The organism is Microbispora sitophila (assembly GCF_014892245.1).
Classification (GTDB): Bacteria; Actinomycetota; Actinomycetes; order Streptosporangiales; family Streptosporangiaceae; genus Microbispora; species Microbispora siamensis.
On sequence record NZ_JADBGC010000011.1, the window covers coordinates 1 to 21,925 of the forward strand.

General features: G+C 74.7%; 14 protein-coding genes and 1 riboswitch. Of the genes, 6 read left to right on the forward strand and 8 right to left on the reverse strand.

The genetic code is table 11. The features are described 5' to 3' along the window. Positions 1-121 precede the first annotated feature (121 nt). Together IL992_RS20875 and IL992_RS20880 are read right to left on the reverse strand one after the other, a co-directional pair. Complete coding sequence (locus tag IL992_RS20875) at positions 122-1,147, reverse strand: family 2 encapsulin nanocompartment cargo protein polyprenyl transferase (protein ID WP_319018700.1); 1,026 nt, start codon at positions 1,145-1,147, stop codon at positions 122-124. Positions 1,148-1,254: 107 nt separating this feature from the next. Further along, the gene (locus IL992_RS20880) at positions 1,255-2,295 is read right to left on the reverse strand and encodes a hypothetical protein (protein ID WP_193205056.1); all 1,041 of its coding nucleotides are present in this window, start codon (positions 2,293-2,295) and stop codon (positions 1,255-1,257) included. A 220-nt stretch (positions 2,296-2,515) separates the two neighbouring features. Between IL992_RS20880 and IL992_RS20885 the strand changes: the two genes are divergently transcribed. Continuing rightward, on the forward strand, positions 2,516-3,481 hold the full coding sequence (locus tag IL992_RS20885) for an aldo/keto reductase (RefSeq protein WP_226873491.1): 966 nt from the start codon (positions 2,516-2,518) through the stop codon (positions 3,479-3,481). Positions 3,482-3,537: 56 nt separating this feature from the next. Here the strand turns inward: IL992_RS20885 and IL992_RS20890 are convergent, their stop codons facing one another. From IL992_RS20890 to IL992_RS20915, 6 genes are all read right to left on the reverse strand, one after another. Beyond that, on the reverse strand, positions 3,538-4,257 hold the full coding sequence (locus IL992_RS20890; RefSeq protein WP_193205057.1) for a TetR/AcrR family transcriptional regulator: 720 nt from the start codon (positions 4,255-4,257) through the stop codon (positions 3,538-3,540). Positions 4,258-4,313: 56 nt separating this feature from the next. Beyond that, positions 4,314-5,534: an FAD-dependent monooxygenase gene (locus IL992_RS20895; protein ID WP_193205058.1), complete on the reverse strand. Its 1,221-nt coding sequence runs from the start codon at positions 5,532-5,534 to the stop codon at positions 4,314-4,316. A 99-nt stretch (positions 5,535-5,633) separates the two neighbouring features. Next, positions 5,634-6,302, reverse strand: coding sequence for an ABC transporter ATP-binding protein (locus IL992_RS20900; protein ID WP_193205059.1), 669 nt, complete (start codon positions 6,300-6,302; stop codon positions 5,634-5,636). Continuing rightward, positions 6,295-7,236 carry an ABC transporter ATP-binding protein gene (locus tag IL992_RS20905; protein WP_319018701.1) on the reverse strand — a complete coding sequence of 314 codons (942 nt, stop codon included), beginning with the start codon at positions 7,234-7,236 and terminating at the stop codon, positions 6,295-6,297. Before IL992_RS20905 ends, IL992_RS20900 begins: the two co-directional genes overlap by 8 nt. Then, positions 7,220-9,721: an FtsX-like permease family protein gene (locus IL992_RS20910; RefSeq protein WP_193205060.1), complete on the reverse strand. Its 2,502-nt coding sequence runs from the start codon at positions 9,719-9,721 to the stop codon at positions 7,220-7,222. Before IL992_RS20910 ends, IL992_RS20905 begins: the two co-directional genes overlap by 17 nt. Next, positions 9,718-12,414, reverse strand: coding sequence for an FtsX-like permease family protein (locus IL992_RS20915; protein ID WP_193205061.1), 2,697 nt, complete (start codon positions 12,412-12,414; stop codon positions 9,718-9,720). The genes IL992_RS20910 and IL992_RS20915 overlap by 4 nt, the downstream gene beginning before the upstream one ends. Positions 12,415-12,531: 117 nt before the next feature. On the opposite strand from IL992_RS20915, the gene IL992_RS46330 reads away from it, so the two are divergent. From IL992_RS46330 to cobO, 5 genes are all read left to right on the forward strand, one after another. Next, positions 12,532-13,974 (forward strand): serine/threonine-protein kinase, encoded by a 1,443-nt coding sequence (locus tag IL992_RS46330; protein WP_226873492.1) that lies wholly within the window; start codon positions 12,532-12,534, stop codon positions 13,972-13,974. A gap of 97 nt (positions 13,975-14,071) precedes the next feature. Next, positions 14,072-14,195, forward strand: a riboswitch (cobalamin riboswitch). Between the two features lie 113 nt (positions 14,196-14,308). Then, entirely contained in the window at positions 14,309-15,814 is a 1,506-nt protein-coding gene (locus IL992_RS20925; protein ID WP_319018702.1) for a cobyric acid synthase, read from the forward strand. Then, complete coding sequence (cobN, locus tag IL992_RS20930) at positions 15,811-19,362, forward strand: cobaltochelatase subunit CobN (RefSeq protein ID WP_226873493.1); 3,552 nt, start codon at positions 15,811-15,813, stop codon at positions 19,360-19,362. Before IL992_RS20925 ends, cobN begins: the two co-directional genes overlap by 4 nt. Further along, positions 19,359-21,308, forward strand: a complete 1,950-nt coding sequence (locus IL992_RS20935; RefSeq protein ID WP_193205063.1) for a putative cobaltochelatase — start codon at positions 19,359-19,361, stop codon at positions 21,306-21,308. The genes cobN and IL992_RS20935 overlap by 4 nt, the downstream gene beginning before the upstream one ends. After that, positions 21,309-21,923, forward strand: a complete 615-nt coding sequence (gene cobO, locus IL992_RS20940; protein WP_193205064.1) for a cob(I)yrinic acid a,c-diamide adenosyltransferase — start codon at positions 21,309-21,311, stop codon at positions 21,921-21,923. The last annotated feature ends 2 nt before the right edge of the window (positions 21,924-21,925 follow it).

A 21,925-nucleotide genomic window follows, 5' to 3' on the forward strand; every position in this document is an offset into this window, starting at 1 on the left:
ACGGCCCATCCGCCCGGAGGGGAGAAGAACCTGCAGCTTCTCCCACTCTTCATCGGTCAACTCGTACCGGCGAATCACGCCAAGTCATGATCCAACACCTAGATCACATTGAAGACACGGCCTAGCGGTCGCGGTCGGCGGCCAGGCGGGCCAGGCCCTCCAGACCCGCCGCCGGCCCTGGCGCCAGCTCCGCCGAGCGCAGCGCCTCCAGCGCCTCGGACAGCAGATCGTCCACCCGGGCGAGGCTCCACGCCCGCCCGCGTGCCTCCTCCACCAGCCGCGCCGCCCGTGCGAGGTCGGCCTGCGCGAGCGGGCGGCGGTACAGTGCGGCGAGCGCGCCGCCGGCCGGTGTGCCCGACGTCAGCGCGGCGACGACCGGCAGGGACTTCTTCCGGTTGCGCAGGTCGGAGTGGACCGGCTTGCCGGTGACGGCCGGGTCGCCCCAGATGCCCAGCAGGTCGTCGACTATCTGGAACGCCAGCCCCACGCGCTCGCCGAACACGCGCAGGAAGGCCACCTGCTCGGTGGTGGCGCCACCATGCAGCGCGCCGAGGGCGCAGGCGCATCCGAACAGCGCGCCTGTCTTGCCCTCGGCCATGCGCACGCACTCCCCCAGGCTCACGTCCGCGCGCTTCTCGAAGCCGAGGTCGGCGCTCTGGCCGTCCAGCAGCGACTGGACGCACCGGGCCAGCATGCGCGCGCTGTCGGCGGGCCTGCCACCCGCGGAGAGCACGGCGAAGGCCAGCGCGAGCAGGGAGTCGCCGGCCAGGATCGCCTCGGAGCGCCCGAAGACGTTCCACACGGTGGGGCGGTGGCGGCGGACCGCGTCGCCGTCCATCACGTCGTCGTGGACGAGGGAGAAGTTGTGCACCAGCTCGACCGCGACGGCGGCCGGCAGTGCCGCGTCCACGTCTCCCCCGGCGCCCTCCGCCGCCAGCAGCGTGAACGCGGGCCGCAGGGCCTTGCCTCCGCCCGCCCGCACCGGCCGCTCCCGCGCGTCCCACCATCCGAAGTGGTATCCCGCCATCCGGCACATCGACGGAGGCAGGGTGTCGACCGCGCGGCGCAGGGCGGGCTCCACCAGGTCGCGCGTCCGGGCGAGCACGTCCTCCGCTGTCCGCACTCCCTCTGCAACCGGTTCCGTCACGCTCCCACCACCTCGGGCTCGAGTGGACCCACAGGCCGGCTGGACTTGTCGCCATACCCCGGCCGCCTCCTCACCACACGTGCCCCCGCTCACCCGATCCCCGCCCGCTATTCGGTGACGGTGAAGGCGCACCAGGGAGACCAGGCGGAGACGAGGCCGCCGTCTTCGGCGCGGACGCGGAACTGGTAGGAGCCGGAAGTGAACGTCCCCGGCGCGACGCCGGCGCTGAACACCGTGCCGCTGGGCCAGATGGGTGTCGTCTTCCGGATCAGCGGCTCCTGTCCCGGGTGGCCGATCTCGAAGGTCGCGCTCAGGTTCGGATAGGTGACGCCGATGATGGCGGGAGTCGGGGAGGCGGCGAAGCTCAGCATGTCACCGGTTCGCGCGACGGGCGCGCCGCTCACGGCGCGGCAGGCCTGGAATCCGGAGTAGGGGCCGGTGGAGATGCGCAGCGAGTCGGGGACGCCCGGGGCAGACGCCGTGCCGGAGGTGTCGACGGTGAACGCACACCAGGGCAGCCAGTCCGACACCGCCGCCCCGTCCTCGGCCCGCGCCCGCACCCGGTAGGCGCCGTCGGTCAACACTCCGTCGGGCGCTTGGAAGGTCGCGCCCGAGCCGGCGAAGGCCACGCTCTGGGTGAGGACCGTCTCACCGCTCGATCGCGACAGCTCGAAGACCGCCCGCAGGTTCGGCCGATCCGTGTTGTAGGCGGGGGCACCGCTGCTGACGCCGAAGACAGGGCGGGTGCTCCGCACAAGTGGCGTCGTCGTGTCCTGGCAGAACTGCGGGGCCAGCTCAGGAGAGGTCACCACGTACAGGCCTGCCGGCGGATGCGGTGCCGGCGAATCCGCGGGCGTCGGCGTGGGGGTCGGGGTCGGCGTGGGGGTCGGCGTGGGGGTCGGGGTCGGCTTGCCCGGCCGCTTGTTGGTCGCTCTGCCGGGCGGCTGATACGCCGGGTCCGGGGAGGTCTCCGAGTACCCGTACGAGGCGGGTGACATGGCGATCGACGCGTTGGTCCGGCTGGCGGCCTCGACGGACACGGCGGGCGCGAGGACCGCCGCGGTCATCACGGCCAGCAGGACCGCGAGCCGGCGGCGCCGGCCCGCGGGCTGGTGATCGGGCGGCAGGGCGTGGTGCCTTCGGTTCATGACTTTGTCTCCGTTCGCGAGCGGGAGGGTGGCCCGCGAACGCGATTAGACATTCCCGCCGGACCCGGGTCACTGGATGACGGGCAACCGTAAGAAGTCCTTCATATCTTGGGGGCACGGACGGGCGGGCGCGATGCGGGCAGGGCGCGAGCGCTGTCACGACGCGACCGCTCGCACCCGCTCTCGGCGGTGCTCTCGGGCGTCACTAACGTTGTGCCTCATGCAGGAGATGGTCGCGCGGCCCTTGGGCGGCCGCCTTCAGGTCACCCCGATAGGTCTAGGGCTCGCCGCGCTCGGCCGTCCCGCGTACATCACGCTCGGCCGGGACGAGGACTTCGGCGGCGACCGCGACGTGGCGGCGCTGCGGGCGCGCACCTGGGAGGTGCTGGACGCCGCCAGGGCGGCGGGCGTTCGCTACTTCGACGCGGCCCGCTCCTACGGCCTGGCGGAGGAGTTCCTCGCGGGCTGGCTGGCCGACCGGGGCATCCGGCCCGGCGAGGTCGAGATCGGGTCGAAGTGGGGGTACGAGTACGTCGGCGGCTGGCGGATGGAGGCCGACCGCCACGAGGAGAAGGACCTGTCGGCCGCGCGGCTGCGCCGCCAGCTCGGCGAGACCCGGGAGCTGCTCGGCGACCACTTGTCGCTCTACCAGATCCATTCCGCCACGGTCGAGAGCGGAGTGCTCGACGACGAGGAGGTCCTCGGCGAGCTGCGCGCCCTGCGCGCCGAGGGCGTCGCCGTCGGCCTGTCCACCACCGGGCCAGGCCAGGCCGCGACGATCGACAGGGCGGTCGCGACCGGGCTCTTCGACACCGTGCAGTCCACCTGGAACCTGCTGGAGCGCTCGGCGGGCGAGGCCCTGGCCCGGGCTCACGCGGCCGGCCTGGGCGTGATCGTCAAGGAGGGCGTGGCCAACGGCAGGCTGACCGCCCGTGGCGCGCCACCGGCCCTGGCTCTCGCCGCACGCGAACGCGGCGTCACCCCCGACGCCCTGGCGCTCGCCGCCGTGCTCGCCCGCCCGTGGGCGGGCGTCGTGCTGAGCGGCGCGGCCACGACCACCCAGCTCGCCGAGAACCTGGCGGCGCTCGCCGTCACCTGGGACGACAAGGCCGAGGAGGCGCTCGCCGATCTGGTGGAGGACGCCGAGACCTACTGGGCCCGCCGCACCGCCCTCCCCTGGACCTGACAGAGCTCGAGTGATGCAGCGCCGCACCCCGGTACGGTCGGCCTTGCCTCACGAGTTCACTGCTGGGTGGTCTGGCTGCGATCGATGATGTCCAGAACGGCGTCCCTGATCTGGCAGAAGACGGCGACGGTGTCGTCGGCGGCCGCGGTGACGGCCTGCTCGGCGGGCACGGCCGCGGGTTCGAGAAGCAGGGCCACAGTGTCGGCGAGGACGTCGCCGGGGTCGCCGGCGCTGGGCGGGGCGGAGTCCGGGTCGGACATGGCGAGACCGAAGCCGGCGAGTACGGCGTGCATGGCGTAGGACTGGTCGGCCAGCGGGCGGTCCTCACGGAGTAGTCCGTGCCGGCGCAGGATAGGCATGACCGCCTGGCACATGGCACTGGGCTGCGCGCGGTCGAACAGGTCGCGGTCGCCTGCCTGCTCGGTGAGCAGCCGCAGCAGGTCGGTGTCCTTGGTGGTGAGGCGGCGCGCCAGCGGAGATCGCAGCCCGGTGCGGATCAGCAGCGGGGCCAGGTTGCGCGGCAGAACGGCGGCTGGGTCGGCGGTGATGCGGGCGATGACCTCCTCCAGGAAGGCCAGCAGTTCGCGGGCGAACAACCCGAGGATGAGGCCCTCCTTGGTGGGCCAGTACAGGTAAACGGTGCCCTTGCCGACCCCGGCCGCTGTGGCGATCTCGCTGACGGTGACCTTGCGCACGCCGTGATCGGCCACCAGCTGGCGCGCACTGTCCAGGATGCGGGCGGCTTTGTGCGAGTGGTGTCCGACCAACTGGCTCACCGTGCTGTCCTCCATGGCCGTGCTGTCGGGGGTGCTGCTGTCAGGTTCGGTACCGGTCAGGGGAGCGCGACGTCGATGTTCTTGGCACGCATGTCCTTGTTGTTGAACATTTTCCTGCCCATGACCTTTCCGACGCCCGGCATCCGCATCAGACGCATCATCCCGCTTCGCAAGAGCTGCTCCTTGCGGTCATGCGGGGTGAAGATGCGCCGTCCGGGCAAAGCGCTTTCCTGCTGCAGGTGGATGAACGGCCTCATCCGCGCCTCCCAGGCCCGCAACGCCCCGGGCACGTCACCGGGATGGCGCTGCACCATGGTGCCCAGCAGTTCGCCGCCGGCCATGCCGCTGGAGGCGCCCATGCCCGCGTACAGGGTGACGCACCAGGCGGAGTCGCCTATCAGGACGACCCGGCCGCGGTGCCAGCGGGGCATTTTGACCTGCTGCACTGAGTCGAACAGCGCGTCGGGTGCCTGCTCGTAGCGCTTCAGCAGCCCTTCCAGCAGGGGTCCGGTCGGTTCGGGACCGTAGGCGGCGCGGATGGATTCGATGGGCGGGCGGCGGAACTCGGCGTCGATGTCGTCGGTGCGGTAGGAGAACAGCAGGCTCGGGGCGTGGTCGGCGAACGGGAAGGCCCACACTGAACGGCCCGGCTCGGCGAGAACCAGGCCCTCGTGCAGGCCGAAGCCGTCGATCGGGCCGTCCAGCACGGTGGCGCCGACCATGTAGTTCAGCGGGTGAAGGTACTCCTCGGGACCGAAGACGAGCCTGCGCACCGTCGAACGCATGCCGTCGGTGCCGATCACCAGGTCGAAGCGTTCGGTCACGGTGGTGTCCGCGGCCGTGTCGTGCAGCGTCACCTCCGCCGCGGCGTCGTCCTGCGCGATGCGGGTGGGCACGGTGGAGTAGCGGATCTCCACGTCGTCCGGCAACGCCGCGAACAAGCCCTGCTCCACATCGCCGCGCAGCAGCGGCCGGGGGCCCCCGGCCATGGCGAAGGGGTTCATGCCGGGACGGCGGCGCCCCGCGCGGTCCACCTCGTAGCTGGTGACATGGGGCCCGCTGCGGTCGCCGATGGCCTCCAGCACGCCCAGCCGCCGGGCCGAGGCGATGCCGGTGCCGAACAACATGATGAAGTATCCGCCGGAGCGGCGCGCGGGCGCCCGTTCCACCACCACCGGCTCCCACCCGACCTGGCGCAGCCGCAACGCGGTGGCGATGCCGGCGATCCCCAGTCCGACCACCAGCGCCCGGCCGCCGGGCCTGCCGACGTTCGACATGACGGCTCCTCTCATTGGGGTTCCAGCCCATCCTAGAGACAAACTGACCAAATTGGTTCTTTTGGTCAGTCGAACGTGGGCTGGAAGATCCCACTCCTGTCAGGTGAGGAACTCGCCGTCCTTGAGCTCCAGAACGCGGTCGGCCAGGCCGACGAGGGCCGCGTCGTGCGTGGCCACCAGCGCGGTGACGCCCTCGCCGCGGACGAGCACCCGGAGCAGCTCCATGATCTGGCGGGCGGTCTGGGAGTCGAGCTGACCGGTCGGCTCGTCGGCGAGCAGCAGGCGGGGCCGGTTGGCCAGGGCCCTGGCGATGGCCACGCGCTGCTGCTGGCCGCCCGACAGCTCGTACGGCCGCTGCTCGGCCTGGTCGGACAGCCCGACCAGGGACAGCAGCACCTTGACCCGATCCTCCCTGTCCCTGGCGGGAACCCGCGCCAGCCGCAGCGGCACGCCCACGTTCTCGGCGGCCGACAGCACCGGGATCAGCCGGAACGACTGGAAGACGAACCCGACGACGTCGCGGCGCAGCCGCAGCAGGCCCTCCTCGGGCAGCTCCGGCACCGGCTGCCCGGCCACCCGCACCCGCCCCTCGTCGGGCCGGTCCAGGCCGCCGACCAGGTTGAGCAGCGTCGTCTTGCCCGCGCCGGAACGCCCGCGGATCGCGACCAGCTCGCCGGGATGAGCCTCGAAGGAGACCCCTCTCAGGGCTCGCACGCCCTTGGGGTAGGTCTTGCGCAGGTCCTCGACGACGACCAGGGGCTCACTCATTCGTCTCTTCCTCCACCCCCGAGGGCCAGACCCCGATGTGGTCGCGTTCGAGCTCCAGGCGCACCCGGTGCTCCATGGACAGGGCGTTGATGAACTCCCTCGGCAGTTGCAGGCGCCCGGCCCGGTCCAGCACCGCGTACTCCTCGGCGACCACCCTCCCGTCGGAGGAGGTGCGGCGGAACGTCTCGCTGGAGGTGCGGCCGTCCCGGATGCCGATGGTCCGGTCGACCTGCTCCGACACCATCGGGTCGTGCGTCACGACGACGGTCGTGACGCCGAGCTCGCGGTTGGCGTGGCGCAGCACGCCGAAGACCGTCTCGGCGTTCTCGCTGTCCAGCTCCCCGGTGGGCTCGTCGGCGAGCACCACCTCGGGCGCGTTGGCCAGTGCCACGGCCACCGCCACCCGCTGCTGCTCGCCACCGGACATCTCGCCGGGCCGCCGGTCGGCGCGGTCGGCCATCCCGGTCAGCTCCAGCAGCTCGTCCGTACGGGACGACCTGGCCCGCCGGGACGTGCCGCCCGCCAGCCGCATGGGGAGCATGACGTTCTCCCGCGCGGTGAGGTAGGGCAGCAGGTTGCGGGCGGTCTGCTGCCAGACGAAGCCCACGACCGAGCGCCGGTAGCGGAGGCGGTCGCGCGGGGTCATGGACAGCAGGTCGATCCCGGCGACCCGGGCCAGCCCGGCCGTCGGCACGTCGAGCCCCGAAAGGATGTTGAGCAGCGTCGACTTGCCCGAGCCCGAGGCCCCGACGATCGCCACCAGCTCACCCCTGCCGATGAGCAGGTCGAGGCCCTGCAGGGCGACCACCTCGACCGCGGCGGAGCCCTCGGTCTTGTAGATCCGCACGAGGTTGTCGCACAGGACGTGGGCGTCCGCGCCGAACGCGGGACCGCCCCGCGTGGCCCGGGCCTCCAGGTCAGCCAGCGTGTCCACGGCTTCCTCCCAGATAAGCGCCCGCGAGGGCGACGGCGGCGACCCCGGCGGCCAGAGCGGCGGCCAGGGCAGCGGGCAGGACGGGCAGGGCCGCGCCTGCCGCCAGGGCGCCGGGGCGCCCGCCCGCGTACGCCGACAGGTCGATTCCGGCCCCGAGCAGCGCGGGCATGGCCAGACCGGCCGCCAGCCCGGCGACGGCCGTCAGTACGAGCAGCGGGGCCGCCTCCAGGACGGTGATCAGTCCGGCCTGCCTGCGAGTGAGGCCGAGAGCCCGCAGCAGCCCGAGATCTTCCGCCCGCCGGGCCGCCCCTCCGGTCAGGGCGATCGCGACGGCCGCCAGCGCGTACGCGGCCAGCGCCGCGGCGGCGACCCGCAGCGCGGCGGTCAGCGCCGCCGTCAGCGGCGTCCCGGTGATCTCGGCGAGCGCGCCCGCCACGGTGGTCATGCGCGCGCCGGACGGCAGCAGCGGCCTGACCGCACCGGCGTCTCCCGCGATCAGCAGCGTGTTGACGTGCTCGGGGGCCGCGGGGAGGACGATGAGGGCGCCGTCGCCCGCCTGCACCCCCGGCATCGCGTCGACCGTCCCCGCAGGGGTGACCGTCATCCGCGCGGGCCAGCCGATCTCGAAGCTCCGCATGGCGGACAGGTCGTGCGACACCAGCGCGCCCGTCGCCCGCGCCGGGCGGTCGGGCAGGCGCAGGGGGCTGCCCGCGACCAGCCGGCGGTAGGCGTCGAGATCGACCGCGACGACCGTGGCCGGCCGCCCCTCGAAGCCCACCTCGGCGACCGTCGTCCCGACCGCGGCCGGGACGACGGCCCTGACGCCCGGCGCGTGGACGATCTGTTCCACCGTCTCCGGGGGAATGCCCTGGGCGCGCTCCACCCTGATCTCGGCGCCGGTCCGCTCCCACGCCGTCTGCCGCTGCGCCGACTCCAGACCTCCGACGGTGGCCATGCCGTACGCCGCCAGCGCGACGGCCGGCAGCAGCGTCAACACCGGCAGCGCGGCGCCCGGCACGGCTCGGGCGGCGGCGAGCCCGAGGAACGGAACGGCGGCGGTGCGCCGGGCGGCGGCCCGGAAGGCCAGGTGGATCACGGCGGGGCCGGCGCGCAGCACCGCCAGCGCGGCGGCCAGTGCCAGCAGCACGGGCGCCAGCGCGAGGAACACGTCGCCGGTGCCGAGGCCGCGGGTGCGCAGGAGATGAAGGCTCGCCACGGCGACCACGAGCACCAGGATCTCCATCACGATCCGGCGGGCCGCGCTCCCGGTCAGCCGTCCTTGGGCCCGCCCTCTCGGGGACCGCCGTCGTGAGGACTGGCGCAGCGCGACGGCGACGCAGGCGATCGCGACGGTCCCCGCCGCCGGCACGGCCGGTCCCAGCCGCGCGGCCGCCGTCGGAGCGCCCGGCACGAAGCCCGCGGCCACCTGGCCCGCCACCGCCGCCGGCACCGCCGCGAGCGCGACCGCTCCCCCGCAGGCGAGCACGACCTGGGCCAGGGACGCGCCGCGGGCGCGCATCAGCAGCAGGTCGCCGTGCACCCGCCGGACGAGCAGCAGCACGGCCAGGGCCGTGGTGCCCAGGCACACGACGGCCAGCCCGCTCAGGAACACCGTGATCAGCGCGCGGGTGAGGGCCAGCCGGTCCAGGTACTCCTTCAGGATGCGGTCGAACCCGGTCGACAGGACGAGTTCGAGGTCCTGCCTGCCCAGGCGGCGGCCGAACTCCTCCGTGGCGGCCAGCACGTCCTCCGCGTTTCCCGCGGTGATCCGGTCCGGTGCCGGAGTGACGACCCATCGGTAGACCATCGGCAGGTCGGCGCCCGCGAGGCTGTCGCCGTCGGTGAGCGCGGTGACGATCAGGTCGTCCTCCGTGGCGAGCGGCACGCGCTGGTGGATGACGTAGGTGAGTTCCGGCTCGACGGCCCAGAACCGGTCGGCGGGACGCACCGGCTCGAACAGGCCGGTGACCTTCGCGTTCACCGCGCCGAGGCGGAGCGTGTCGCCCGTCTTGATCGACATCTCCGTGGCGGCGACGGCGGGGACGGCCACCTCGAGACCCGTGCCCGAGCCGGGGCCCGGGGGGCCGCCCTCGACGTACCGCACCCGCCGGTCCGCCCCGGACACCCACTTCAACGTGAGATACCGGTGTGTCTGCTCGTTGATCAGCATCGGCGGGGCTGTGACGTCGAAGTGCGGGGCGGGGTCGGCGACCTCCCGCAGCGCCGGGGGGAACAACGCGCGCCAGGCGGTGTCCGCCTGGGCCACCTCGGCCGTCGTCCGCATCGGCGTCAGGTCGAAGCGCCGGGTGAACTGGACCCCCAGCGACGCCGTGGCGGGCGGGGCGGAGCCGATGACCGACCTGGCCCCCGCGTCGAGGGAGGACTCGACCATCCGGGGCAGGGCCGAGACGACCAGGGCGGCGCCGAACACCAGCGCGGCCAGCAGCGCCGCCACACCTTTGTGCACACCCAGAAGCCGGATCACGACGCTTCCCCCGCACGCAGCGCGGCGGCCGGCTCGCGGCGGTGCAGCGACCGCGCGAGCCCGGCGACGATCACGAGGAGCACCGCGAGGACCGCGGCGGCCAGCGCCGCCACCTGAGGCCACGGAACGTGGAGCACCACGGGCAGCCCGCCCGCGGTCGCGTATCCGGCGGTCACCATCGGCGGCACCACCGCGGCGGAGACGGCCACGGCGAGCGCCACTCCACCCGCCAGCGACAGCCCGATGACGAACGACTGCTCGGCCGCCAGCAGGCCGAACGTCTGCCGGGAGCTCACGCCGAGCGCGCCGAGCACGGCGAACTCACCCCTGCGCTCGCGCGCCGCGACCGCCGCGTTGACCAAGAATCCCAGCACGGCGAACGCCAGCGCCGCCGCGAAGCCGAGCAGCAGCGCACCCTGCAGACCGGCCGCCGTGGGGTCGTCCCTGAAGCCGGCGGTGAGCGCGGCCACGTCGACGACGTCCCCGCGGCCTCGCCCGGAGGCGGCCAGTAGGGCGGCTCGTACGGCGGCGGCCCGCGCGGTGTCGTGCCCGTCGGCGGCCAGCCACCACTCCGTCACCGGCCACTGCGCGCCCTTCGCGCCCGCCGCCCGCAGCGCCGCAAGGTCGGCGAGCAGGGCCGGGGTGCCCTCCGGCGTGCCGGGCATCGCCGCGACGACACCCACCACTGTGATCGGTATCGTCGCCGTGCCGGCCGTGATCCGTACGGCGTCCGAAAGGCCGGGGGTCACCACGACCGGAAGCGGCTGTCCGGCGGACCCGGCGATCCGGGACGCCAGGGTGGCCGGCGACAGCTCCGACAGGTCGGGGCGCAGCAGCAGGACGCGGCCCAGGTGCGCCGCGTCCGCGGCGATCAGGGTGGCGTCCGCGCCGTCCGCGACGACCGTGGCGCGGTGCGCGGGCACGGCCGCCGTGACTCCCGGCAGCGTGGTGAAGGTTCGCGCGTCGTCCCCCGGGAGGGCCGGGACGCGCAGGCCGGCGCCGGCGAGATGCCGGGCCCGGTCCTCCTGGGCGCCGCGCCAGGTCGCGGCGGTGGTCAAAGACAGCACGCCGATCGCCATCGCCATCGTCAGCAGCAGCGCCGGACCCGAGTAGCGGGCCGGACGCCGGCTCACCTGCCGGGCGGCCAGGGCCGGCCCGAACCCGGGGCGCCGCCGCGTCGCCCGCTCGGCGACCCTGGCGACGGCGGGCACCAGCCGCAGGGCGGCCATCCCGCCGCAGAGCAGGGCGAGCGCCGGGCCCGCCCCGACGAGCGGGTCGAGCCCGAGCTCGCCGCCGAGGCGCGTCGTCTCCGCCGCGTCCTGGCCGCGCAGGCGCCAGACGGCGAGCGCCGCCAGGACGAGCAGCGCCAGGTCGGCCCCGGCCCGCTGGACCAGGCCCGGCCGGTCGGCGCGCCCGCGCGCCGCCTGCTCCTCGACGTACGTGCGGCGGGCGGCGAGCAGGGGCGGGGCGGCCAGCATGGCGGCGCAGGCGAGCGCGACCGCCGCCGCGACCGCGAACGTGGCTCCGTCGGGCGTGCGGGGCGGTTCCACGCCGGTGGCCTCGATCCAGGGGAACGCGCTCACCAGCCGCAGGAGAAGGGGCGCGAGGAACGGCGCCGCGGGCGCGCAGGGCAGCGCGATCAGCAGCGACTCCCCGGCCGCCATGGCGGCGAGCCGCGGCGATCCGCCGCCCCTCGACCGCAGCAGGGCCGTCTCCATCCGGCGGTGCTCGGCGAGCAGCCGCGCGGTCAGCGCCAGCGCGTACGCGCCCAGCACCAGCAGTTGCAGCACCGGCACCAGCATGGTCGAGCGGGCGACCAGGGCCCCGCGATCGAGCCGCAGCAGCGTGCCGGAGAGCGTCTCGGTGACCGTGCACCGGGGACAGCCGGCCCGCACGGCGGCGGAGGCCCCGGCGACCGACGCCGAGAACGGCCGGAGCCGGTCGGGGGAAAGCCGGCGCAGGTCGGGTTCGGCGAGCCAGCGGGCCGACAGACCGGTCGCGAACCGGCCGAGGAAGGCGCCGGCCGGCACGACCAGGGGTCCGCGGGAGGTGAAGTCGCCGGTTTGCGTGCCGTAGCGCAGCAGTTCCTCCCCCTTCCAGCGCGGGTCGTCGGGGTCGCGCAGCCGGAAGACGCCGGCGACGCGCACACGGGCCGGTTCGCCGTCCAGGCGTCCGACGACGGTGAACTCGTCGCCGGTGGACACGCCGATCGCCCGCGCGGCCGGCTCGGACAACGCCACCTCCACCATCGCCGTCTTCGTCTCGGCGGGCCAGCGCCCGCTCACCAGGTCCGTCTGGCCGTCCAGTCCTTCGTACGTGGCGAACCGGGTCAGGACGGGCTGATCACCGCGGTCCTGTCCCTTCCACGCGTAGGAGGCGGACTCGACGCGCACGGCGACCCGTACGGGCACCTCCCGGTGGGCGTGGGCGATCCCCACGCGGACGGCCCGGTCGATCTCGGCGAAGTCCCCGGCCGTGACCGAGGAGGTGACGACGGTGGCGGTGGCGGCGAGCGGAGCCGTGTCCAGGGCCCGCCGCACGCCGGCCTGGGTCGCCGACCCCGCGTGCAGCAGGAGAGCCGAGATCGCCGTGGTCGCGAGCAGGATGGAGCCGAACGCGGCGGCCAGCAGCAGAGGCTCGGCCAGCGCACGCCGGACCACCAGCGGCAGCCGCACGCGCACCATCCTCACCATCCAGGCCTCACCATCCGGGCCTCACCACGTTCATCACGGCATCATGACAAGCATGATCGAGAAGCACCAGCGTTCCGTTCATCTAAGGTGAGGGGAAACCGGGCCGAGGAGGGCTGCATGCCTGCGGTGGGGCCGTTACTCACGGGAGATCCGGCCGAGATCGGCGGCTGCCGGCTGGAGGGCCGCCTCGGCGCGGGCGGCCAGGGAGTGGTCTACCTCGGCCGTACGGCCGAGGGCACGCCCGTGGCGGTCAAGCTGCTGCATGAGGGCTGGTCGGGGGACGAGGACGCGCGCCGCCGCTTCGCGCGGGAGATCGCCGCCGCGCGGCGGGTCGCGCCGTTCTGCGTGGCTCGAGTGCTCGACTTCGACCTGGACGGCCCACGGCCCTACGTGGTGAGCGAGTACGTGGAGGGCCCCACGCTGCAGCGGGCGGGACGGCGGTCCGGGCCCGCCCTGCACCGGCTGGCCGTGGCGACCGCGACCGCGCTCGCCGCCGTGCACCAGGCCGGGATCGTCCACCGCGATTTCAAGCCCGCCAACGTGCTGCTGGGTCCCGACGGTCCGAGGGTCGTCGACTTCGGGGTCGCCCGCCATCTCGGCGCGACCACGGCGAGCGGCGGTATCGTCGGCACGCCCGCCTACATGGCGCCCGAGCAGATCGCCGGCGAGCCGCCCACGCCGGCCTGGGACGTGTTCGCGTGGGGCTGCGTGATGGTGTTCGCCGCCACCGGCAGGCCGCCGTTCGGCGACGACGCGCTGCCCGCCGTGCTGAACCGCGTGCTCACGAAGGAGCCCGACCTCGGCGACCTGGAAGAGCCGTTGCGCTCCATCGTCGCGCTGGCCCTGCGCAAGGACCCCGCGCAGCGCCCGGACATCCTCGACATCACGATGCGGCTGCTCGCCGCGGTGCCGGAGGGGACCGCCGGGGACGTCCCGGCCGTGCTCACCGCCGCACCGCATCCCATCTATCCGGAGCCGGACACCGTCCCCTCGCGGCGGGGCTCCGGCCGCCGCCGGGGGCTGCTCGCGGGGGCCGCGGTCACCCTCGCGGCCGCGGCGACCGGGGCCGTGCTGCTGTCCGTGCCGCCGTCCGAAGGCGTCGCCGACGGTGACACGCGGCACGCGGCGGCCACCGTCGCGCCGACCCCCTCGCCCACTCCGGCGCCCACCACCACGCCCACACGGACGTCCACTCCGGCGCCCGCCACGCGGGTGCCGCTGCGCTTCTCCGCACGCTTCGCCGGCGTCTGGCGCGGCAGGGTGGACTACGACCCCGGCGCGTACGACACGCTCGTGCTGACCGTGCCGAAGGGCGGCGACACCGTCACCGAGCGGTTCGTCGACTACCACTGCACGGGCAGGTCCAGGCTCCAGGTGGTCAGCGGGACGACGGTGCGGCTGAAGCGGGTGTCGATGCGGGGCAACTGCGTGCGCAACGGCACGATCTACCTCACCGTCCACGACAACGGGACGATGACCTTCGACTACAACGGGCACGGCGAGAACGCGGTGACGAAGAACGAGCCGTTCTACATGATCGCCACACTCACGCGCAGGTAACCGAAGCACACGTAGCGTTTCCGCTATATCAGACAGACCACACTTGCGGGACATCCGGCACAAAGGTGTATGTTGACCACCGCAAGCGACGGACGCGGAGGAAGCCGGTGTGAATCCGGCGCGGTCCCGCCACTGTCACCGGGGAGCGACCCTCACCCACGCCACTGCCCAGCACGGGCGGGAAGGCTGAGGCGAGCGCCGATCCGGGAGCCAGGATACTCCGGCCGTCGGACCTTCTACCGGGGGCGCGGACACCCCCAGGGGGGACATGCCATGGCCCGGACAGGCCTGCGCAGACGCGCCTCACTGCCGGTATCGCGCTCCACCTCCTGACGTGGCGCCCGGCGGCGGCCTGCTCGTGGCGGGCACGACCTCCGACGCGGGAAAGAGCGTGCTGGTGGCCGGCCTGTGCCGATGGCTGGCCCGGCGCGGCGTACGGGTCGCGCCGTTCAAGGCGCAGAACATGGCGCTCAACTCGATGGTCACCGCCGACGGCGGCGAGATCGGACGGGCCCAGGCGATGCAGGCCGCGGCGGCCCGGGTCGAGCCCGAGGCCGCGATGAACCCGGTGCTGATCAAACCCGCCGGGGAGCGGCACTCCCACGTGGTCGTGCTCGGCCGCGCGCACGCCGACGTGGACGCCCTGTCCTACCGCGACCACAAGATGCGCCTGCTCGACGTCGCCCTCGACGCGTTGGACGGCCTGCGCCGCCGCTACGACGTGGTGATCTGCGAGGGCGCCGGCAGCCCCGCCGAGGTCAACCTGCGCGACCGCGACATCGCCAACATGGGCCTCGCCCGAGCGGCCGGCCTGCCCGCGCTCGTCGTCGGCGACATCGACAGGGGCGGCGTGCTCGCGCACTTCGCCGGCACCCTCGCCGTGCTGGACCGGCACGACCAGCGGCACATCGCCGGGTTCGTGGTCAACAAGTTCCGCGGCGACCTCGCGCTGCTGCGGCCGGGCCTCGACTGGCTGACGAAGGCGACCGGGCGGCCGTGCCTCGGCGTGCTGCCGTGGCGCTCCGGCCTGTGGCTCGACGTGGAGGACTCCCTCGACCTCGACAGCCGTCCCGGTTTGCTCACCCCGCCGGTCGGACGTGACGTGCTGCGCGTGGCGCTGGTGCGGCTGCCGCGCATGTCCAACGTGACCGACGCCGACGCGCTGGCCGCCGAGGCGGGGGTGAGCGTGCGCCTGGTCACCACCCCCGCCGAACTCGCCGACGCCGACCTCGTCGTGCTGCCCGGCACCCGCGCCACCGTCGGCGACCTCGCCTGGCTGCGTGAGCGGGGCCTGGACGAGGCGCTGCGCCGCCGCGCCGCCGACGGGCGCCCGGTGCTCGGGATCTGCGGCGGCTACCAGATGCTCGGCACGGTCATCGACGACGACGTGGAGAGCCGCGCGGGCCGGGTGCCCGGTCTGGGGCTGCTGCCGGCCCGCACGGCGTACGCGCCGGACAAGGTGCTCGCGCTCGCGGAGGGCGAGTGGCGCGGCCACGCGGTCGCGGGCTACCAGATCCACCACGGCCGGGTCACCGCCGAGGGCGGCGAGCCCTTCCTCGACGGCTGCCGGGTGGGGCCGGTGTGGGGCACGACCTGGCACGGCCTGTTCGAGCGCGACGGTTTCCGCCGGGCCTTCCTCGCCGAGGTCGCCGCCGCCGCCGGCCGGGCCTGGCTGCCGGGGACCGGCACGTTCGCCGCGCACCGGGAGTCCCGCCTCGACGCCCTGGGCGGCCTGGTGGAGGAGCACCTGGACACCGAGGCGGTGTGGCGGCTGATCGAGCGCGGCGCGCCCCCCGGCCTGCCCACTGCCGAGATCACCTTGCGGGAGGCGCGCCCATGACGATACTGCTGCTGTCCACCGCCGACACCGAGCTGCTCGCCGCGACCCGCAGCGGGGCGGGCTGGCGGGTCGCCAACCCCGCGCGTACGGCCGCCGAGGACGTGCCCGCCCTGGTGGACGGCGTGGACGCCGTCGTCGTCCGGCTGCTCGGGGGCAGGCGCTCGTGGCCCGAGGGACTCGACGCCGTGCTGGCGGCCGGGCGGCCCACGGTCGTGCTCGGCGGCGAGCAGGCCCCGGACGCCGCGCTGATGGCCCTGTCCACCGTGCCGTCGGGGGTCGCCGCGCAGGCGCTCGCCTATCTCGCCGAGGGCGGCCCGGACAACCTGACGGAGCTGCGCCGCTTCCTGTCCGACACGCTCCTGCTGACCGGCGAGGGCTTCGCGCCGCCCCGGCCCACCCCCGAGTTCGGCGTGCGGCCCGGCCGGGTCCGCCGGGAGGGCCGCCCGCTGGTCGGGGTGGTCTACTACCGGGCGCACGAGCTGTCGGGCAACACGGCGTTCCTCGACGCGCTGTGCGACGCGGTCGAGGCGGCGGGCGCCGACGTGCTGCCGGTCTTCTGCGGGTCGCTGCGCGGGGCCGGTGACGACCTGCTCGGACTTCTCCGGCCGGTGGACGCTCTCGTCGTCACCGTGCTGGCCGCGGGCGGGGCGGTCGCCGCCGCCGCGAGCGCCGGGGGCGACGAGGACGCCTGGGACGCCGGGGCACTGGCCTCCCTCGACGTGCCGGTGCTGCAGGCCCTGTGCCTGACCACCTCCCGCGCCGTGTGGGCGGACTCCGACGCCGGGCTGTCCCCGATGGACGCCGCGATGCAGGTCGCGGTGCCCGAGTTCGACGGCCGCCTCGTCACCGTGCCGTTCTCGTTCAAGGAGGACGGGCCCGACGGCGTGCCGGTCTACGTCGCCGACCCCGAGCGCTGCGCCCGCGTGGCCGCGCTCGCGGTCGCGCACGCCCGGCTGCGCCACGTGCCCAACGCCCGCAAGCGCCTGGCGATCGTGCTGTCGTCCTATCCCACCCGGCACTCCCGGGTCGGCAACGCCGTCGGGCTCGACACCCCCGCCTCCGCCGTCGTCCTGCTGCGTGCCCTGCGCGCGGCCGGCTACGACGTGGGCGACGCGCCGGACGACGGCGACGCGCTGATCCACGCCCTGATCGCAGCCGGCGGGCACGACGTGGAGTGGCTCACCGAGGAACAGATCGAGGCCGCCCCGGCCCGCGTGCCGCTGCGCGCCTACCAGGAGTGGTTCGCCGGGCTGCCCGCCGACCTGCGCGAGGCGGTGACCGGGCACTGGGGGCCGCCGCCGGGCGCGCTCTACGTCGACGGGACCGACATCGTGCTCGCCGCGCTGCGGTTCGGCAACGTCATGCTCGCCATCCAGCCGCCCCGGGGGTTCGGCGAGAACCCGGTCGCCATCTATCACGACCCCGACCTGCCGCCGAGCCACCACTACCTCGCGGCGTACTGGTGGCTGGCCCGCGAGTTCGGCGCGCACGCGGTCGTCCACCTCGGCAAGCACGGCACGCTGGAGTGGCTGCCGGGCAAGGGGCTCGGGCTGTCGGCGTCCTGCGCGCCCGACGCCGCGCTCGGCGCGCTGCCGCTGGTCTACCCGTTCATCGTCAACGACCCCGGCGAGGGCACCCAGGCCAAGCGCCGGGCGCACGCGACCGTCGTGGACCACCTGATCCCGCCGATGGCCAGGGCCGACTCCTACGGCGACCTCGCCCGGCTCGAGCAGTTGCTGGACGAGCACGCCACGGTCGCCGCCCTCGACCCGGCCAAGCTGCCGGCCGTACGGGCGCGGATCTGGACCCTCGTTCAGGCCGCCCAGCTCCACCACGACCTGCACGTGGACGAGCGGCCGCGGGATGCGGAGTTCGACGACTTCCTGCTGCACGTGGACGGCTACCTCTGCGAGATCAAGGACGCGCAGATCCGCGACGGCCTCCACGTGCTGGGCCAAGTCCACACCGGGGAGGCCCGAGTCAACCTGGTGCTCGCCGTGCTGCGCGCCCGCCAGGTCTGGGCCGGGGCCGCCGGGGCCCTGCCCGGCCTGCGCGAGGCCCTGGGGCTCCACGACGACGGCACGAGCCTCCCCGGTACGGCCGAGGTGGACGCGTTCGAGGCCGAGGCTCGGCGGCTGGTCCAGGCCATGGAGGACCACGGCTGGGACCCCGCGGCGGCCGGCGCGGTCACGGACCTGCCAGAGGTCGCCCGGGTGCTGCGCTTCGCCGCGACCGAGGTCGTGCCCCGGCTCGACCGGACGACGGACGAGGTGGCACACGTGCTGCACGCGCTCGACGGCGGCTACGTCCCGGCCGGGCCGTCCGGGTCGCCCACGCGCGGGCTGGTCAACGTGCTGCCGACCGGGCGCAACTTCTACTCCGTGGATCCCAAGGCCATCCCGTCGCGGCTGGCCTGGGAGACCGGCTCGGCGCTCGCGGCCTCGCTGGTCGAGCGCTACCGCGCCGACACCGGGGAGTGGCCGCGCACGGTCGGGCTCACGGTCTGGGGCACCAGCGCGATGCGCACCCAGGGCGACGACATCGCCGAGATCATGGCGCTGCTCGGCGTGCGGCCCGAGTGGGACGACGCCTCCCGCCGGGTGACCGGCTTCGAGGTCGTGCCGGCCGAGGAGCTGGGCCGCCCCCGGGTGGACGTGGTGGTGCGCATCAGCGGCTTCTTCCGTGACGCGTTCCCCCACGTCGTGGCGCTGCTCGACGAGGCCGTCCGCACGGTCGCGGCGCTGGACGAGCCCGCCGAGGTCAACCCGCTGCGCGCGCACGTGCGCGCCGACCTCGCCCGGCACGGCGACGAGCGCCGCGCCACCAGCCGTGTCTTCGGCTCCAAGCCCGGCGCGTACGGCGCGGGCCTGCTGCCGCTCATCGACGCCCGCAACTGGCGCGACGACGCCGACCTCGCCGAGGTGTACGCGGTGTGGGGCGGCTACGCGTACGGCAGGGGCCTCGACGGCCGGGAGGCCCGCTCGGACATGGAGGCGGCGTTCCGGCGCATCGACGTGGCGGCCAAGAACCAGGACAACCGCGAGCACGACATCGCCGACTCCGACGACTACTTCCAGTATCACGGCGGGATGGTGGCCATGGTCCGCCACCTGACCGGCAGGTCCCCCGCGGCGTACGTGGGCGACTCGCACGTCCCCGACGCGGTGCGCACCCGGACGCTGGGCGAGGAGACGCGGCGGGTGTTCCGGTCGCGGGTGGTCAACCCGCGCTGGATCGCGGCGATGCGGCGGCACGGCTACAAGGGCGCGTTCGAGATGGCGGCCACGGTCGACTACCTGTTCGGGTTCGACGCCACCGCCGGGGTGGTGGACGAATGGATGTACGAGTCGCTCGCCTCCTCCTACGTCTTCGACCCCGAGGTGCGGGAGTTCATGCGCGCGTCCAACCCCTGGGCGCTGCGCGGCATCGCGGAACGGCTGCTGGAGGCGGCCGAGCGGGGGCTGTGGGCGAGCCCGCGGCCGGAGACGCTCGACGGGCTGCGCGCGGCCTACCTGGAGACGGAAGGCGACCTGGAGGCGGGCAAGTGATCACCCGGTATCCGTTCAGCGCGGTCGTCGGGCACGACGACCTCAAGCTGGCGCTGCTGCTCAACGCGGTGTCGCCCGCGATCGGCGGCGTGCTCGTGCGGGGCGAGAAGGGCACGGCGAAGTCGACCGTGGTGCGGTCGCTCGCGGCCCTGCTGCCGCGGGTGGCGGTGGTCGCGGGCTGCCGGTTCTCCTGCGACCCCGCCGCGCCCGACCCGTCGTGTCCCGACGGCCCGCACGAGGGCGGGCTTTCCCCGCAGACGCGCCCGGCCCGGCTGGTCGAACTGCCGGTGGGCGCGTCGGAGGACCGCGTGGCCGGGTCGCTCGACCTGGAGCGGGCGCTGACCGAGGGCGTCAAGGCGTTCGAGCCGGGCCTGCTGGCGGCGGCCCATCGGGGCGTGCTGTACGTGGACGAGGTCAACCTGCTCCACGACCACCTGGTGGACCTGCTGCTCGACGCGGCGGCGATGGGCGTGGCTCACGTGGAGCGCGAGGGCGTGTCGGTCCGCCACGCCGCCCGCTTCCTGCTGGTCGGCACGATGAACCCCGAGGAGGGCGAGCTCCGCCCGCAGCTGCTCGACCGCTTCGGCCTGGCCGTCGAGGTGCGCGCGTCCCGAGACCCGGCCGAGCGGGCGGAGGTGGTGCGCCGCCGCCTCGCCTTCGACGCCGACCCGGGCGGCTTCGCCGCCGCGTACACCGGCGGCGAGCGCGACCTCGCCCGGCGGATCGCGGCGGCGCGCGAGCGGCTGCCCGGGGTGGCGCTTCCCGACGCCGCGCTGCGGGGGATCACGGCGGTGTGCGCGGCCTTCGACGTCGAGGGGATGCGGGCCGACCTCGTGATGGCGCGTACGGCCGTCGCCCTGGCCGCCTGGGAGGGCCGGGACGAGGTCACCTCCGGCGACGTCCGGACGGCCGCCCGCCTGGCGCTCCCCCACCGGCGCCGCCGCGACCCGTTCGACGACCCCGGCCACGGCCTCGACGAGGAACGGCTGGAACAGGCGCTGTCGGAAGCGGACGGCGGATCCGATGACGGCGGGCCGGACGACGACGGCCCCGATGACGATGGACCGGGTGGTGGGGGTGCCTCCGGCGCAGACCCGGCGGACGCGCCACCCAACGAGGGCGGCGGGACCGGAGGCCGAGCGCCCGTGTCTCCGACAGCCCCCTACCGGACCCGGCTCCTCGCGCCGGAGGCGGTCGGCCGGGGCGGGCCCGCCGGACGGCGCGGACGCACGACGGGCGAGTCCGGGCGCACCGCCGGCGCCCGCAGACCGGACGGGCGGCTGCGCCGGCTCCACCTGACGGCGACGCTGGCCGCCGCCGCACCGCACCAGCGCGGGCGCGGCCGCTCCGGCTCCGGCCTGGTGCTGCGCCGCGAGGACCTGCGCGAGGCCATACGCGAGGGGCGCGAGTCGAACCTCGTGCTGTTCTGCGTGGACGCGAGCGGTTCGATGGCCGCGCGGGCGCGGATGCGGGCGGTGAAGGGCGCCGTGCTGTCCCTGCTGCTTGACGCCTACCAGCGCCGCGACAAGGTCGGGCTGGTGACCTTCCGGGGCGAGGACGCGACGGTCGCGCTGCCGCCGACCTCCAGCGTCGAACTGGCCTCCGACCGGCTGGCCCGGCTCGCCACCGGCGGGCGCACCCCGCTGGCCGCCGGGCTGCGCCGGGCTGAGCGGGTGCTGGCCGCCGAGCGGCTGCGCGACCCCCGCCGCCGCCCGCTGCTCGTGGTCGTCACCGACGGGCGGCACACCTCCGGCCCCGATCCCGTGGCCGCGGCCGCCCGCCTCGCCGGGGTCGCGAGCGTGGTCGTCGACTGCGAGCACGGCCCCGTACGGCTCGGCCTGGCCGGACGGCTCGCCGCCGCCCTCGGCGGGACCCCGATCCGGATCGAAGAGCTGGCGGCCGATCACCTGGCCGCGGTCGTGCGTGACGTCAGGAAGGTGGCGTAGATGCCGCAGGGCAGGCCGGCGAGCGTGCCGGACGACGGGCTGACCACGCGCGAGCGGCGCAACCGCCCGCTGGTCATCGTCCACACCGGGGAGATGAAGGGGAAGTCGACGGCCGCCTTCGGCCTGGCGCTGCGCGCCTGGAACCAGGGCTGGCCCGTCGGGGTGTTCCAGTTCGTCAAGAGCGCCAAGTGGCGGGTCGGCGAGGAGGCCGCGCTGCGCGCCCTCGGCAGGCTCCACGAGCAGACCGGCGAGGGCGGCCCGGTGACCTGGCACAAGATGGGCGAGGGCTGGTCGTGGATCCAGCGCCCCGGCACCGAGGCCGACCACGCCGCCGACGCCCGCGAGGGCTGGGCGCAGATCAAGCGCGACCTCGCCGCCGAGGCCTACGGCCTGTACGTCCTGGACGAGTTCACCTATCCCATGAAGTGGGGCTGGGTCGACGTGGACGACGTGGTCGAGACCCTGCGCGCCCGGCCCGGCCGCCAGCACGTGGTGATCACCGGCCGGGACGCCGATCCCCGCCTGGTCGAGGCCGCCGACCTCGTCGTGGAGATGACCAAAATCAAGCACCCGATGGACGCGGGGCAGAAGGGCCAGAGGGGCATCGAATGGTGACG

Bases quoted from the DNA above. Each gene is read 5' to 3' on its own strand.
- IL992_RS20915 (WP_193205061.1), bottom strand. From the start codon at position 12,414: ATGGTGAGGATGGTGCGCGTGCGGCTGCCGCTGGTGGTCCGGCGTGCG.
- IL992_RS20900 (WP_193205059.1), bottom strand. From the start codon at position 6,302: ATGAGTGAGCCCCTGGTCGTCGTCGAGGACCTGCGCAAGACCTACCCC.
- IL992_RS20895 (WP_193205058.1), bottom strand. From the start codon at position 5,534: ATGTCGAACGTCGGCAGGCCCGGCGGCCGGGCGCTGGTGGTCGGACTG.
- IL992_RS20885 (WP_226873491.1), top strand. From the start codon at position 2,516: ATGCAGGAGATGGTCGCGCGGCCCTTGGGCGGCCGCCTTCAGGTCACC.
- cobO (WP_193205064.1), top strand. From the start codon at position 21,309: ATGCCGCAGGGCAGGCCGGCGAGCGTGCCGGACGACGGGCTGACCACG.
- IL992_RS20880 (WP_193205056.1), bottom strand. From the start codon at position 2,295: ATGAACCGAAGGCACCACGCCCTGCCGCCCGATCACCAGCCCGCGGGC.
- IL992_RS46330 (WP_226873492.1), top strand. From the start codon at position 12,532: ATGCCTGCGGTGGGGCCGTTACTCACGGGAGATCCGGCCGAGATCGGC.
- cobN (WP_226873493.1), top strand. From the start codon at position 15,811: ATGACGATACTGCTGCTGTCCACCGCCGACACCGAGCTGCTCGCCGCG.